The 15,176-nt window shown below is 65.8% G+C and carries 13 protein-coding genes; 11 read left to right on the forward strand and 2 right to left on the reverse strand.

Annotated elements, in window-relative coordinates:
* The first annotated feature begins 211 nt into the window (after nucleotides 1–211).
* From LL06_RS10350 to LL06_RS10375, 6 genes are all read left to right on the forward strand, one after another.
* Nucleotides 212–1,387 (forward strand): tyramine oxidase subunit B, encoded by a 1,176-nt coding sequence (locus tag LL06_RS10350; protein WP_052161395.1) that lies wholly within the window; start codon nucleotides 212–214, stop codon nucleotides 1,385–1,387.
* 64 nt (nucleotides 1,388–1,451) lie between these two features.
* On the forward strand, nucleotides 1,452–1,874 hold the full coding sequence (locus tag LL06_RS10355; protein ID WP_035525794.1) for a Rid family hydrolase: 423 nt from the start codon (nucleotides 1,452–1,454) through the stop codon (nucleotides 1,872–1,874).
* Nucleotides 1,875–1,941: 67 nt separating this feature from the next.
* Nucleotides 1,942–3,234 (forward strand): FAD-binding oxidoreductase, encoded by a 1,293-nt coding sequence (locus LL06_RS10360; RefSeq protein ID WP_035525796.1) that lies wholly within the window; start codon nucleotides 1,942–1,944, stop codon nucleotides 3,232–3,234.
* Nucleotides 3,235–3,338: 104 nt separating this feature from the next.
* Complete coding sequence (locus LL06_RS10365; RefSeq protein WP_173426114.1) at nucleotides 3,339–4,850, forward strand: aldehyde dehydrogenase family protein; 1,512 nt, start codon at nucleotides 3,339–3,341, stop codon at nucleotides 4,848–4,850.
* 300 nt (nucleotides 4,851–5,150) lie between these two features.
* Nucleotides 5,151–5,603: a nuclear transport factor 2 family protein gene (locus LL06_RS10370; RefSeq protein WP_201772325.1), complete on the forward strand. Its 453-nt coding sequence runs from the start codon at nucleotides 5,151–5,153 to the stop codon at nucleotides 5,601–5,603.
* 231 nt (nucleotides 5,604–5,834) lie between these two features.
* Nucleotides 5,835–7,169 (forward strand): FAD-binding oxidoreductase, encoded by a 1,335-nt coding sequence (locus tag LL06_RS10375; RefSeq protein ID WP_035525798.1) that lies wholly within the window; start codon nucleotides 5,835–5,837, stop codon nucleotides 7,167–7,169.
* Nucleotides 7,170–7,240: 71 nt separating this feature from the next.
* Here the strand turns inward: LL06_RS10375 and LL06_RS10380 are convergent, their stop codons facing one another.
* Nucleotides 7,241–8,302: an ATP-binding protein gene (locus LL06_RS10380; protein ID WP_035525800.1), complete on the reverse strand. Its 1,062-nt coding sequence runs from the start codon at nucleotides 8,300–8,302 to the stop codon at nucleotides 7,241–7,243.
* Complete coding sequence (locus tag LL06_RS10385) at nucleotides 8,295–8,990, reverse strand: response regulator (protein WP_035525802.1); 696 nt, start codon at nucleotides 8,988–8,990, stop codon at nucleotides 8,295–8,297. The genes LL06_RS10380 and LL06_RS10385 overlap by 8 nt, the downstream gene beginning before the upstream one ends.
* Before the next feature lie 151 nt (nucleotides 8,991–9,141).
* Here LL06_RS10385 and LL06_RS27655 point away from each other — a divergent pair, with 151 nt between their 5' ends.
* The 5 genes from LL06_RS27655 to LL06_RS10405 all read left to right on the forward strand — a co-directional run bounded on the left by LL06_RS27655 (nucleotide 9,142) and on the right by LL06_RS10405 (nucleotide 15,170).
* Nucleotides 9,142–9,279, forward strand: a complete 138-nt coding sequence (locus tag LL06_RS27655) for a hypothetical protein (RefSeq protein ID WP_161784961.1) — start codon at nucleotides 9,142–9,144, stop codon at nucleotides 9,277–9,279.
* Nucleotides 9,276–10,466, forward strand: a complete 1,191-nt coding sequence (locus LL06_RS10390; RefSeq protein ID WP_052161397.1) for an efflux RND transporter periplasmic adaptor subunit — start codon at nucleotides 9,276–9,278, stop codon at nucleotides 10,464–10,466. Before LL06_RS27655 ends, LL06_RS10390 begins: the two co-directional genes overlap by 4 nt.
* On the forward strand, nucleotides 10,463–12,412 hold the full coding sequence (locus LL06_RS10395) for a MacB family efflux pump subunit (protein WP_035525805.1): 1,950 nt from the start codon (nucleotides 10,463–10,465) through the stop codon (nucleotides 12,410–12,412). The genes LL06_RS10390 and LL06_RS10395 overlap by 4 nt, the downstream gene beginning before the upstream one ends.
* 6 nt (nucleotides 12,413–12,418) lie before the next feature.
* Nucleotides 12,419–13,837 (forward strand): TolC family protein, encoded by a 1,419-nt coding sequence (locus LL06_RS10400; RefSeq protein ID WP_201772326.1) that lies wholly within the window; start codon nucleotides 12,419–12,421, stop codon nucleotides 13,835–13,837.
* 163 nt (nucleotides 13,838–14,000) lie between these two features.
* Nucleotides 14,001–15,170 carry an efflux RND transporter periplasmic adaptor subunit gene (locus LL06_RS10405; protein ID WP_052161399.1) on the forward strand — a complete coding sequence of 390 codons (1,170 nt, stop codon included), beginning with the start codon at nucleotides 14,001–14,003 and terminating at the stop codon, nucleotides 15,168–15,170.
* The last annotated feature ends 6 nt before the right edge of the window (nucleotides 15,171–15,176 follow it).

Below are 15,176 nucleotides of genomic sequence, written 5' to 3' on the forward strand. Positions count from 1 at the left end.
ACAGGCTCTGTGGGTGCCGTGGCGTGGGCAACGCCGTGGCGTTTCTCTCGCCCGTAGGAACCGTTCCGAAACAACGTGTCCCAAGGCCCGACGAAGAGGATATTCGGGCAAAATTCTGGCCTGATCCGCACAATTATCGGCCGCTTCGGTCATTCCTTGTTGTGCCTCTTCATGACAGCTTTTGCAGATCAAAAACAGAAGAGTAGTCTCCATGCTTCAAGAAAATCGCGAGCCTTCCGTCGACGCGCAGCGCTCGCCGACACGGATCGACTTCATCTACCTTTCGGAGCCGGACATGATCCGCGCGGGCGTCACCGACATGGCGGCGTGCGTGGACACGATGGAAGAGATGTTCGGGTTGCTCTACCACGGCGACTACCGCATGGCCGGGGCGAACAACAATTCTCACGGCTCGGTGGTGATCTTCCCGGAGAGTTCGCCTTTTCCCGACATGCCGAAGCCGACCCCCGATCGCCGTTTCATGGCGATGCCGGCCTATCTGGGCGGCCGCTTTTGCACGGCCGGCATGAAGTGGTACGGCTCCAACATCGAGAACCGGGCGAAGGGCCTGCCGCGCTCGATCCTGATGTTCATCCTCAATGACGCCGACACCGGCGCGCCGCTGGCGGTGATGTCGGCCAATCTCCTTTCCGCCTATCGCACGGGTGCGGTGCCCGGCGTCGGCGCGCGCCATCTCGCCCGCAAGGATTCGCGCGTCGTCGGCATCCTCGGACCGGGAGTGATGGCCAAGACCTCGCTCTCGGCCTTCATGGCGGTCTGCCCGCAGATCGACACGGTCAAGGTCAAGGGCCGCGGCCAGAAGAACCTCGACGCCTTCCTGAGCTGGATCTCGGAGACATTTCCGCAGATCACCAAAGTCGATGTCGTCGACAGCGTCGAGGCGGTGGTCCGGGAGTCCGATATCGTCACCTTCTGCAATTCGGGCGCGACGGGCGATCCTTCGACCTATCCCATGGTGAAGCGCGAATGGGTCAGCCCGGGCACCTTCCTGTCGATGCCGGCCCTGAGCAATATCGACGAGGGCATGGAATCGCCCGAGATCCGCAAGGTCCTTGATAATCCGGGCCTTTACGAAGCCTGGTACGAGGAAAATCCCAAGCCGGCGCACAATTCGATTCCCGTTGTCGGCATCCGCTTCATGGACCTGATCGCCGAAGGCAGGATGTCTCACGATCAGTTGGAAGACCTCGGCAAGATCGTGGCCGGCGAAGCGCCGGGACGCCGCGATGATAACGAGATCATCATCATGTCAGTGGGCGGCATGCCGGTGGAGGACGTGGCCTGGGGCACGGTTGTCTACCGCAATGCAGTCAAGGCAGGGATCGGCGTCTCATTGAATCTCTGGGACGTTCCCGCCTTGAGATGATGCAGGCGGGCCGAACCCACGGCTTTGCAATTCCCAATCCGATATTTCCAGAAAAGTGACCACCATGACCGATATCGTCAAAGTCAAGACCGGAAACAAGTATGAAGAGCTTGGCAGCTATTCCCGCCTTGTCGCCATCGACAACCTGATCCTGGTGTCGAACACCGCCGGCCGCAATCCGAAGACCAAGCTGATTTCTGAGGATCTGGCCGAGCAGACGCTGCAGGCGCTCTCCAACATCGAAGGGGCGCTTGCCGCTGTCGGGGCCACGCTGGCGGATGTCGTGCGGGCCCGCGTCTTCGTTCAGTTCCCGCAAGACATCGACACCATCATGGCGGCCTATGGAGAGAAGATGCGCGGCATCAATCCGGCCCTGACGATGACATGCCCGCCTCTGGGGTCGACGGACTACAAGGTCGAGATCGAAGTCACGGCCTATCGCGGTTCCTCCAAGGCGAACGTCACCGAGATGACCATCTCCCTCTGACCCAGGATCTGCGCGCGGGTCTGCAGGTCCACGCGCAATCTGATGCACTCATTCAAGGATTAGGACCGTGGCTCCCGTTATCGTTCCGGTGCAGACTTCAATCGACTTTCCGCCCTCGACGACAGTCGTCGTGATCGGCGGCGGAATCATAGGTCTGACCGCTGCGCTGACTTTGGCCGAACGGGGAATTCCCGTGGTCGTTCTCGAGAAAGGCCGAATTGGCGCGGAACAATCCTCGCGCAATCTGGGCTGGATCCGGAAAACGGGGCGCGACAAGCACGACCTGCCGCTTTCGGTCGAGTCGGACCGGCTCTGGTCCGAGATGCCGCAAAGGCTGGGCGCCGACGTCGGCTACAGCCAGGCCGGCATCATGTATGTCGCGCGCACCGAAGCGGAAATGGCCGGCCATGAAACCTGGATCAAGTCGGTTGGCGGCCGGTCGCTCGATTCGCGCCTGCTGAGCCCGGCGAACATCGCCGAACTGGTTCCCGGAGGCTCGGGCAAATGGGTCGGCGGGATTTTCACTCCGTCGGACGGGCGCGCGGAGCCGCAATTCGCGAGCAGCGCCATCGCCAGGGCGGCGATGGCAAAAGGCGCCGTCATCGTCGAGAACTGCGCCGTCCGGACGCTGGAGATGTCGGCGGGGCGGGTGAGCGGCGTCATGACCGAGCGCGGCGAAATTCGCTGCGAACAGGTCCTGCTGGCCGGCGGCATGTGGTCCAGGCGCTTTCTCGGCAACCACGGCGTCTCGCTGCCGACCCTTCCGCTGGTGGCCTCGGTGTTCAGAACGGCGCCGATGCAGGGGCCGACGGACATCGCCGTCGGCGCCTCGGATTTCTCGTTCCGCAAACGCCACGACGGCGGCTACACGATCACCCAGCGCGGGGCCCTGTATGCGCCGCTGGTCCTTGATCACCTGCTGATCGGCTACCGGTATCTGCCGACGCTGAGGGCGCAGTGGAACAATGTCCGCCTCTCCTTCGGCAGGGATTTTGTCAACGACCTGTCGCTGGCTCGCCGCTGGACCGCGGGCGCGAGGTCGCCTTTCGAGCGCGTCCGGACGATGGACCCGCCGGTCAACGAGGGCCTGAATGCCGAAGCCCTGCGAAACCTCAGCAAGGCATGGCCTGTCTTCAACTCGGTCGAGGTGAAACAAAGCTGGGCCGGAATGATCGATGTCACGCCGGATTCGCTACCGGTCATCTCCCCGGTCGCGCGGATCCCCGGGCTCACGCTCGCCTCGGGGTTCTCCGGTCACGGATTCGGCACCTCACCCGCGGCAGGACAGCTTGCGGCGGACCTGGTGACAGGCAGCGCCCCCATCGTCGATCCCACTCCCTATCGGCTGGAGCGCCTCTGAGGAGAGCATGAGCCTGGGCGGCCAAGCGGCCGACCAGGCTCCTGCGGGTGAAGTTTCAATCCCGGATCCGGCCGATGCCGATCCGAACCTGGAGTGAATGTGATATGGCTGCGATGATCGAAAGGGCAGGCGGGTCGGCGGTGCGGATTCCCGCCAGCAAGATGTTGATTGACGGACAATGGTGTGACGCCGCGGACGGGCGGACGATCCCGGTTTTCGATCCCGCCACCGAGGACAAGATCGCCGACATCGCCGCCGCCGGCGCCGCCGATGTCGACCGCGCGGTCCGGGCGGCGCACCGCACCTTCGAAAGTGCCCTGTGGCAGAAGATGCGACCGCTCGACCGCGGCCGCATTCTGGAGAAGCTCGCGCTTCTCATCGAACGCGACGCCGAGGAACTGGCGCGGCTCGAGACGCTCGACAACGGCAAGCCATACGCGGTTTCGAAAAATATCGACATGAAGTTCGCTGTCGACGCCCTGCGCTATTATGGCGGCTGGAGCTCCAAGATGGCCGGCGAATACATCCAGCTCTCGCCGTTCTTCGACGATGGCGGCACCTATCGCGCCTATACCGAGCGCAAGCCGGTCGGCGTCGTCGGCGGCATCACGCCCTGGAATTTCCCGCTCGGACAGGCGATCCAGAAGATCGCGCCCGCCATCGCCTTCGGCTGCACCATCGTCCTCAAGCCCTCTGAAGAGGCGTCGCTGACCACCCTGCGCCTGGGCGAGCTCATTCTGGAGGCGGGCATTCCGGACGGCGCGATCAACATTGTCACGGGCTACGGCCATGAGGCCGGCCAGGCCCTCGTCGACCATCCGCTGGTGCGCAAGATCGCCTTCACGGGGTCCACGGCCACCGGCCAGAGGATCCTCGAATCCTCGGCGCGCCAGATGAAGCGCGTGACGCTGGAACTGGGCGGCAAGTCTCCGACGATCGTCCTCGCCGATGCCGATCTCGACAAGGCGATCCCCGGTGCGGCGAACGCCATCTTTCCCAATTCGGGGCAGGTATGCACCGCGGGCTCCCGGCTTCTGATCGAGGCCTCGGTCTTCGACGAGGTCACCACGGGCGTGGCCCGGATCGCCCAGGAGCTGAAGCTCGGCAACGGCTTCGATCCCTCGGTTCACCTGGGTCCGCTGATTTCCGCCCGCCAGATGGATCGGGTCGCTTCGCTCGTCGCCAGCGGCGTCGAGCAAGGGGCGGAACCGCTCTGCGGCGCAGAGCGAGACGACCGCAAGGGATATTTCTATCGTCCGACCGTGCTGACCGGCGGCCGACCGGACATGCGCATTGCCCGGGAGGAAGTGTTCGGCCCGGTGGTTCTGGCCATGCCCATCAACGATCTCCGCCAGGTCAAATCGCTCGCCAACGACACCGAATTCGGGCTCGGCGCCAGCATCTGGACGAGCAATCTCGACAAGGCGCATCTGCTGGCAAGCCAGATCGACTGTGGAACCGTCTGGATCAACACCCACAATGTCCTGGACGTGGCGATGCCGTTCGGCGGCACAAAGCTCTCCGGCCTTGGCCGCGAGTTCGGCACCGAAGCCGTTCACGCCTATACCGAGCCGCGCGCCGTCTGCATGCGCCTGGAAACGGCCGATTTCGGATGATCGCAGCCCGGTGAGACGCCGGACGGACCCCCGGCACCTGGTGCCGGATGCGGTCCGTCGGGCGTGCCGGCGCACCGCATTCGATGGTGGCCGGAACCGCACAAATTACGGCCGCAAGCGAAATGGACAGCCAAAGTCCCCGTGGCTAGCCTGACTTCAATCGAGGGACCGGGAGAGGTGACGACGATGATTACATCCATCTACAGGACATGCCGGAGCTTGCTTCCAGGCCATGCCGGACATCCCGGCGCGAATGCCGGACCGGCAACCGCTCTGACCCGCTCGGATTTTCTCCGCTTCATGGCCCTCGGGCTTGCATCCGCCGGTGTCGGGCTGTCAGCCGACCGTGCGTTTGCCCAGATGGCCAGCGACACCGCGCCGGTCACCGACCTGGACAAGGTCTATGACGCCTGGCAGGACCGGTTCAATGCCGGCGATCTCGACGGGCTGCTCGCGCTCTATGCCGCGGACGTCACCTACGTCAATCCGGACGGGGTCGAACTCGCGGGCCAGGAGGCCACGCGCGCCGACTATGCGGGACTGCTGGCCCTGAAGCCGAAGATCGAGATCGGCGACCGCAAGCACGTGGTTTACCAGAACATTGCCCTGACAACCAATCACTGGACGCTTGAACTCACCGATGCCGCCGGCGTCGTGCAGACCCTGACCGGCGGCGGCATCGAGGTGCTGCGCAACGAGGATGGCGCGGGCTGGCTCTTCATCATCGACGACGCGTCGCGCTCGGCGTCGTGACGCCTCCCGGCCGATCCGCGGGGTGACTGTCGCCCGGATGAGGCAATGGCCGAACGGGATCGCGGCAGCGCGCTTCACGGGTTTCATGGCTCTCCGGACTCTGAACAGGTCCCGGAGAGCCGCCCAGGCCGGCGGCGGCTCAGCCTCTGAGGTCATCCTCGCAGACGACCGGATTGCCGTCGTTGTCCGGCATCGTCCAGCGACCTGTCTCTGTCCCCGGGTTTGAACACCATGCGCATCGACCTCGATCCTGTCCCAAGTGACGCCCAACTGCCCTCGCGCGTCGATGTCGTTGTCATCGGCGGCGGCATCCTCGGGGTGTCGACCGCCTACTTCCTCGCCAGGCGGGGCGTATCGGTCGCCGTGTGCGAGAAAGGGGAAATCGGCGCCGAGCAGTCGGGGCGCAACTGGGGCTGGGTTCGCAAGCAGGGGGGCGATCCCTCGGAGATTCCCCTGACCCTGCACAGCGTCGAGCTGTGGGAGGGCATGAACCAGGACATCGGCGCCGAAACCGGCTTTCGCACCTGCGGGAGCGTCTCGCTGGCCTCGAGCGCGAAGGACATCGCCGCCTGCGAGGGGTGGGTCGATTCGGTCCGGGAGTATCTGCCGGATCTTGGAACCAGGGTCCTGTCGACGCGGGAGCTGCAAACCATCCTGCCGGGCGCGCCCAGGCATTTCCTCGGAGGACTGTACACCGCCACGGACGGCCGCGCCGAGCCGCAACTGGCCGCCCCGGCTCTTGCGAAGGCGGCACGGTCGCGCGGCGCCGCGATCATGACCCATTGCGCCGTCCGCGGGTTCGAGACCAGCGCCGGGCGGATATCGGGGGTGGTGACCGAGAAGGGATCGATTGCCTGCGACTCGGTGGTTCTGGCAGGCGGCGCCTGGTGCCGCATCTTCTGCGCCAACATGGGCATTTTCCTTCCGCAGTTGAAGCTGCGGACGTCGGTCATGCGCACCGGACCGCTGGAAGGCGGACCGGCGAGCGCCGCGATGGCGCCCGGCTATTCGTTCCGGCGTCGCCTGGATGGGGGGTACACGATCGGCACCGGCTTCATGAACTATGCCGACCTTGTGCCGGACAGCATCCGCATGCTGTCCCTGTTCTGGCCGACGATCCGCCATGAATGGAGCACGATCAGGCTCCGCCTCGGCAGGCGTTTCCTGGACGAATTGACCGCCCCCTCCCGCTGGCGGCTCGACCGGGTCAGTCCGTTCGAGGCTACCCGCGTGCTTGATCCGGATCCCGTTGCCGGCGATCTGGATCGGGTGCTGGAAACGCTCTCGGCAGATTTTCCGGTCTTCCGGTCGGCCCGGATTGCCGGGCAATGGGCGGGCATGATCGATGTCTCGCCGGATGCGATGCCTTTCCTCACGGACGTGCCATCGACGCCGGGATTTTTCATCGCGACGGGCTTTTCGGGACACGGTTTCGGCAACGGACCCGGGGCGGGGCACCTGATGGCCGATCTGGTGACGGGGGCGAAGCCGCGTGTCGATCCGCGTCCGTTTCGGTTCTCACGCTTCACCGACGGCCCGAGGCCGGAATACCGGGCCAGGGTCTGAGGGGCGGAGCAGCCCCGGCGCGGTTCTCCTGCAGGCGCAATGCCATCTTCTGGAAAACCCGGCGCGCGATTTCAGTCTGTCGCGGTCGCCGGCAGCCATATTTCGATCGCGGCGCCCTTGCCGCCCGTGTCGATGAAGGCCGCGTCGCCGCCATGGGCGCGGGCGATCGCCTGCACGATCGGCAGACCAAGCCCCGAACCGCCGCGGGCGCGGGTCCGCGAATCGTCGGCGCGCCAGAAGCGATCGAAAGCCCGCTCTTCCGCGCCGGGGGGCAGGCCGGGGCCTGTGTCGGAGCAGCGGATCACCGCCCTGTCCTTGGTTCGGCGCGTCCGGATGACCACTGTGCTGTTCGGCGCGTAGCGACGGGCATTGTCGAGGATCGCAAACAGGATTTGCCGGACTCTCGCTTTGTCGGCGAGAACGACGGCGGATTCGAGGTCCCGCTCGACCGTAATGCCCGCGCCGATCAGATCCTGCTCGACCGAGGCGATGGCGGCTTCCGCTTCGTCGGCCAGGTCGATCTGGTCGAGCGTGAGATCCAGGCGATCCGCATTGGACAATCCCAGGGTCCGGAGGTCCTCGACGATCCGGGTCAGGTCTTCGACATGGGCGAGCAGACGTCCATAGATTTCCGGGCTCGGTGTGAACACCCCGTCGGACAGGCCCTGGAGGCGGCCGCGCAGAATGGTCAGCGGCGTGCGCAACTCATGCGCAATGGCAGAATTCGAGTATCTCAACTCGGCCTCCGCGCTCTCCAGCCGGGAGGCCATGGCGTTGAAGTCGGATATCAGGCTCTCGGCCTCGCCGAACGAGGTTTGCATCGGTTCGGCGCGAATGGAAAAATCCCCGCCCGCGATCGAGCGGGCAGCGCTCGCCACCGCTTTGAGCGGCCGCACAATCGTGAGCGCCAGCCGCCAGCCGACGAGTGCTGCCGCGGACAGACCGATCGCCAGGATCAGGCCGAGGACGATGAAGTCCCCGGTGTTCCATTTCTCGCTGTAGGAGGCGTCGGTGTAAAACCACTCGTAGATCACGGTGTAATAGAACATCCAGCCAAAGAACATGACCCCGAAGGCTACGAGTGTCAGCGCGCTCAGGGCGCGAACCATCTGTGTGTTGAGGCTTTTAGCCATGACGATCCGCCAATCGGTAGCCGACGCCACGGACGCCTGACAGCAACTGCTCGGCGCCGGCGGCGGACAGCTTGCGCCGCAGATTGCTCATGTGGCTGTCGACCGTTCTCTCCAGGGCGTCGCCCTCGGGCAGGCAGGCGTCCACAAGCTCGGAGCGCTCGAACACCCGGTTTGGCGAAGCCGCCATGTAGGCAAGCAGGCGGAACTCGGTGCGTGTGAGCTCCAGCACCACGGGGCCCGAAGGCTGGTCGATCGTGGCCACATAGGCCTCGGCGTCGACAGTGAGCGGTCCGACGCGGATTGCCTGTCGCCGGTCGCGGCCTAGGCTACGGCGCAGCACCGCCTTGGCCCGCGCCACCACCTCAAGCGGATTGAACGGCTTGACGACATAATCGTCGGCGCCGATCCGCAGGGCCTGCAGCTTGTCGAGATCCTCGGCCAGCGCCGTGACCATGATCACCGGCGTGTCGCCGTGCCGTCGGATTGCCGCCAGGACTTCATAGCCATCCTGGCCCGGCAGTTTCACATCGAGGATCACCAGGTCGGGCTTGAGTCGCCGGTGATGGGCAAGGCCGATCGTGCCGTCATTGGCGCTGACGGTGCGGAAGGCCTCCCGCTGGAAGTAGGTCTCGAGGATATCGACGATTTCCGGTTCGTCCTCGATGATGAGGATCAGGGCATTGTCCATTTTGGTCCATCTCTGTCGGCGATCTCTCCTTAGAGAAGCGACGGACGAGGCAAGGTCAACCGTGAATCGCCCGCCTCCACACGATCTCCATGTTCCCTGCGCCTAGGCTGAAGGAAAGAAAAGACATTGGCGCTGAGCAAAGGAGACCCAGATGCTTGTTCGCAATTTCACCCTCATCTGCATCGTCGTGGCTGTCTTCGCCATCCTGTTCTCGATGCTGGTCAACAGTACCCGCCGGTCCGCCAGATTGCCGGAGTCATTCCCTGTCATCCTGGTCCCGGTTGAATGAGACTTTCGAAGCGGTTCGTTGGGCTGGCGGTCGGGACCCTGGCGATCGGGACGGCGTTGCTCGCCGTCGCCTGGGTCACGGGCGCGTTCGAGGACAGGCAGCAGACTTCGGTCTTCACCGAACCGGTCGTGCTCGGTTCGATCGAGGAGACGGTTCTGGCCAATGGCGTGCTCGAGCCCTCGCGAATGGTCAGCGTCGGCGCGCAGGTTTCGGGACAGTTGAAGTCCCTGCATGTGGAACTGGGGCAATCGATCAAGGCCGGCGACCTGATCGCCGAGATCGATTCCACGCCGCAGGCGAATGCGCTGCGCATCGCCGAAGCAGCCCTTGCCAACGTCAGGGCCCAGCGCAAGGCACGCGCCGTGCAGCTTCGCCAGGCCAAGCAGGCCTATGAGCGTCAAAGGAGCTTGAGCGGGCAGGGGGCCGCGTCGGCAGCCGACTTCGAAACTTCCGAGGCGGCGTTCCATGTCCTCGAGGCGGAAGTCGAAGTGCTGGAGGCGCAGATCGCCCAGGCGACGGTGGAGGTCGAGAACGCGCGCACGAATCTCGGCTACACCATGATCCGGGCGCCGATGGATGGCGTGGTCGTCGCCGTCGTCACCAAGGCCGGCCAGACACTGAACGCCAACCAGGCGGTGCCGACCATCGTTGTTCTCGCCCAGCTCGACGTCATGAACGTGAAGGTGCAGATCTCGGAAGCCGACATCGGCCGGGTGCAGGTCGGGCAGAAGCTGCGCTTCACGATCATGGGCGACGGCCGCGCGCCGACCGCCGGCGTGCTTTCCCGGATCGAACCGGCGCCGACGTCGATCGCCACGGAGGCGAACACCGGCACGGCCGCGTCAGTCCAGCCGGCGAGCCAGGCGGTCTATTACAACGGCCTCTTCGAAACGCCCAACCGCGACGGAAGGTTGCGGCCCATGATGACGGCGCTGGTCACCATCGTGGTCGGCTCGGCGGCGGATGTGCCCCTGGTCGCATGGGCGGCGCTGACAGACCAGGACGCCGATGGCCGCTACCGGGTCCAGGTCCGCTCGCGCTCGGGCGACCTGTCCGAGCGACGCGTCACCGTTGGATTGACCGACCGGCTGAAGGCCCAGGTTCTCGACGGGCTAGCAATTGGCGACGATGTCGTCATTCCCGCCGATGGACAGGTGTCCGAAGGCGTCGACGCGGTGATGATGTGACCGCGCTGCTGGAGCTCGATCGCGTTTCGCGCGTCTTCCATGCCGGCGAGCAGACCGTCACCGCGCTCGACGCGATCGATCTTGTCATCGAGAGCGGCGAGTTCGTCGCCATCGTCGGCGCCAGCGGCTCCGGAAAGTCGACGCTGATGAACATCCTGGGCTGCCTTGATCAGCCCAGTTCCGGTGACTACCGGGTCGATGGGCGCAGCATCGCCGGGCTGACGGCGGACGAGCTTGCCGCCCTGCGGCGCGAGCATTTCGGCTTCATCTTCCAGCGCTATCATTTGCTCGCAACGATGAGCGCCGCGGACAATGTGGCGATGCCGGCCGTCTATGCCGGTCTCGATCCCGTTTTGCGGCGCAAGCGGTCGATAGCGCTGCTTCAGCGATTGGGCCTCGGAGACCGGCTCGACCACCGGCCGAACCAGCTTTCGGGCGGCCAGCAGCAGCGCGTTTCCATCGCCCGCGCCCTGATGAATGGCGGCCGCATCATTCTCGCCGACGAACCGACCGGCGCCCTCGACAGCAAGAGCGGTGAGACCGTCTTGGAAATCCTCAAGGAACTGCATCGCGACGGCCATACCGTCATCCTCGTCACGCACGACATGGAGGTGGCGGGTCATGCCGACCGCATCATCGAGATCCGCGACGGGCTGGTCGTGTCCGACCGGCGGTCGGAGGCGACGGCTGCGAGCGCTGGCGCCGCGCTGGTCGCCCAGGGGCAGCCGGTCACGGCGCTTGCGGGATTCCAGCGCCGCTTGAGGGAAGCCTTCCCGATGGCGCTGCGGTCGATGGCGGCGCATCAGGTCCGCACCTTCCTGACGATGCTGGGCATCATCATCGGCATCGCCGCCGTCGTTGCGGTTGTCGGGCTGGGGGAGGGAACGCGCCAGAAGGTGCTGGCGCAGATCAGCGAGCTCGGCGCCAGCACGCTGGCGATCTATCCTGGGCGAGACTGGGGCGACGAACGGGCGGACAGCATCACCACGCTCGTCGTCGCCGACGCAAAAGCTCTCGCCGCACAGACCTATGTCGACAGCGTCACCCCGGAACTGTCGACCTCGAGCAAGATCCGCGCCGGCCGCCTGTCGCTCACCGCCAACGTCAATGGCGTGGGCAAGGACTATTTCAGGGTGAACGGCCTCACCCTGGTCCGGGGCGCGGCTTTCTCCGAACAGAGCATCAGCGAGCGCCGGCAGGAAGCCGTGATCGACGACAGGACCGCCGCGACGCTGTTTCCCAACGGCCGCTCGCCGCTGGGCCAGGTCGTCATGATCGGTCGGGTGCCGGTCGTGGTCATCGGCGTGGTGGCGCGGCGCTCGAGCGCCGGCGGCGACAGGAACCTGCAGATCTATCTTCCCTATACCGGCGTCGGCGGCAGGCTGCTCGGCGCGGCAACCAGCCTGGCCGGGCTCACCGTGCGGATCGCCGACAATGTCGACACCGCCCTGGCCGAAAGGGCGGTCACCGGCCTGATGACCCGCCGGCACGGCACGAAGGATTTCTTCGTCTTCAACAGCGACCAGCTCCGTCGCACCATCGAGAGCACGGCGCGGACCATGACGCTGCTGATCTCCTCGGTCGCCGTCATTTCGCTGATCGTGGGCGGCATCGGCGTCATGAACATCATGCTCGTGTCCGTGACCGAACGGACCCGGGAAATTGGTCTGCGGATGGCGGTCGGTGCGCGCCGGCTCGACATCATGCTTCAGTTCCTGATCGAGGCGGTCACCATCTGCATTGCCGGCTCCATGCTCGGCGTCGGGCTGGCGCTCGGAATCGCCACCGCCTTCGGCGGCAGGACCAGCGACTTCCCGATGATCATCTCGCTCGATGCAATTCTCGCCGCCTGCACGGTCGCCCTCCTCATCGGCGTCGTCTTCGGTTTCCTGCCCGCCCGCAACGCCTCCCGCCTCGACCCCGTCGACGCGCTTTCCAGAGAGTAATTTGCCGTGACAAGATGGATCGTTCCCCTATCGCTCGTGGTGCTGACCGGTTGCACCACGCTCTCCACCGAATACCTGCGGCCGGACGTTCCGCGAGCGCCGGCCTGGCAGGCGGCCGCGTCCAAAAGCGCGGTGCTGGCGAATGCCGACAGATGGTGGCTGGCGTTCGGCGACGCCAATCTCGACCGGCTGGTGAGCGACGTCGCGGCAAGCAACAATGACGTCTTTGCTGCGGCGTTGCGCGCCCGCCGCAGCCGTCTCCAGGCGGATCTGGCCGCCAACGCGCTGTTTCCCAAGCTGAACGGCAATCTCGCGACAGGCAACACGCAGCCGCTCGACGGCAAGGCGAGCGCCTCTTCGACTTCATCCCTCTCGTTGGGGGTCGCCTACGAAGTCGACCTGTGGGGCAGGCTGGCGTCGACCCGCGACGCCGCCGACTGGGAGGCGAGGGCGTCGCTGGAAGACTACGAGGCTGCGCGCCTGGCCACCACCGGGATCGCCATCGAGACCTATTTCCGGCTCGCCCACGCCAACCAGTCGATTGCCTCCGCGCAAAGCAGCCTGGCCTATGTCCGGCAGGCCCAGGAACTGGTCCGCACGCAGATGGCCGGAGGCGCCGCCTCCGAGCTCGAGCTCAAGGAGGTCGAGCAGACGGTCGAGGTCCAGGCCGCGCGCATCTCCGAACTGAAACAGGCCCGCCTCGTGCTGCGAAACAGCCTCGCCGTCCTCCTCAATGGAGCGCCCAATACGGTGCGGGAGCCGCCGCGCCTTCCGCGCAAGAAACTGCCGGTCATCGCCGCCGGACTGCCGGCCGAGCTCCTGGCCCGCCGCCCGGATCTGCGCGCCGCCGAAGCCCGGCTGCGCGCAACGCTTAAAGGCGTCGATGCGACGCGGGCGAGCTTCTACCCGCCGATCTCGCTCACCGGCGCGCTCGGCACCAGCAGCCAGCAGTTGCTCTCCTTTGCCTCCAACCCTGTCGCCACGATGGGCGCCGGGGTGGTCTTGTCCTTCCTCAACCTCAAGGACATGAAGCTCACCGTTGCCGTCTCCAGAACGCAGTACGAAGAGGCTGTCGCGGGCTTTCGCGGCAGCCTGCTCAACGCCTTAGCCGATGTCGCCAATGCGCTCGGGGCGCGCGCCGATTACGCCGAGCGGGCGCGCCACCTGCGCAATGCGCTGGCGGCGGCGCAGGAGGTCGAGCGGCTGACCGAAGCGCGCTACCGCGCCGGCGCCGTCACCCTTCGCGTCTGGCTCGACGCCCAGGAGCGCCGGCGCGCGGCCGAAACCGCGCTCGCCGATGTGCGTCTGGCGCAGATCGTCAATGAATCGCTGCTCTACCGCGCGCTCGGTGGCAGCACCACGCCGGCTGACGGGGCGACCAGCCTGGCGGGCGCCGAGGCACCCCGCGCCGTGCGGGTCCCCTAGCCGCCGCTCTGTCGCCATCGACGCCTGTGTTCGCCCTGCCGCGTCCCTCGGCAGGGGACGTCTCCACATAACCTCCACATAACCTCCACCGTCTCCCGGCTCGGGCGGGCGAGGAGGGGACATGCAACGAGCGCCGCTGCCGCTCACCGTTTGGATTCATGCAATGCTTCGCAAAAACGCCCTTGTCTCTGTTCTTCTCTGCGCCGTCATGGCCGGTTCCCTCGCAGCCTGCAGCGAGCAGGAACAGTCCGCCGTGCAGACATCGGAAGCCGTGCCGGACCCCGCACTGGTCACCGTCATCGCCGTGAAGCCGGAGACGGTGATCCTCGCGGACGAGCTGCCGGGCCGTGTCGCGGCCTTCCGGACTGCGGAGATCAGGCCGCAGGTCGGCGGAATCATAGAGAAGCGCCTGTACGAGCAGGGATCGGAAGTTAAGGCCGGACAGCAATTGTTCCAGATAGGGGCGGCCACCTTCAAGGCCGAACTCGACAGCGCGGCCGCAGCGCTGCAAAGGACGGAAGCCGGCCTCGTTCGCTCCCAGGCGAAGTTCGACCGCGCCAAAAAGCTTCTCGATTCGGTGGCCATCAGTCTCGAGGCCTATGACGACGCCGTCGCCGACCTTGCCGCGGCCAAGGCCAATGTCGCGGAAGCGCGCGCGACGGTGCAGCGCCGCCAGCTTGAAGTGGAATTTGCGACCGTGCGCGCGCCGATCAACGGCCGGATCGGTCAGGCGCTGGTCAGCGAGGGCGCGCTCGTCTCGGCGTCCGGGGCGACCCCGTTGGCGATCATCCAGCAGATCGACCAGGTCTATGTCGATGTCCGGCAACCCGCCTCGCAGATCGACGTGATACGGGAGGCGGCCGAATCCGGACAGCTCGAGGATGCCTCGAAGATCCCGGTCGTCATCCTCGGCGCGAGCGGCAAGCCCTATCCGACGACGGGACGGGCCCTGTTTTCCGAGGTCAGCGTCGATCCCGGAACCGGCAATGTCACCGTCCGCGTCGAAGTCAAGAATCCCGATCGCTTGCTGCTGCCGGGCATGTATGTCCGCGCCCGCCTGCCGCGCGGCGTGCTGCACGACGCCCTTCTCGTGCCGCAGGAAGCACTCGTCCGCGACGCGGCCGGAAAGCCGCAGCTCGTCATCGTGAACCAGGACAAGACGGCCGCGCGCCGGGCGGTCGACATCGGCGCGACCGTCAACGGCCGCACCATCGTCACATCAGGCCTCGAGGCAGGCGAGAGCGTGGTCGTGCAAGGCCAGGACCGCGTCCAGGACGGCGCCATCGTCGACCCGAAGCCCTTCACCCCTCTCGTAGCATCCGCAAAGAACTAGGCGGAC

Origin of the sequence: Hoeflea sp. BAL378 (genome assembly GCF_000759435.1) — a bacterium.
GTDB lineage: Bacteria > Pseudomonadota > Alphaproteobacteria > Rhizobiales > Rhizobiaceae > Hoeflea.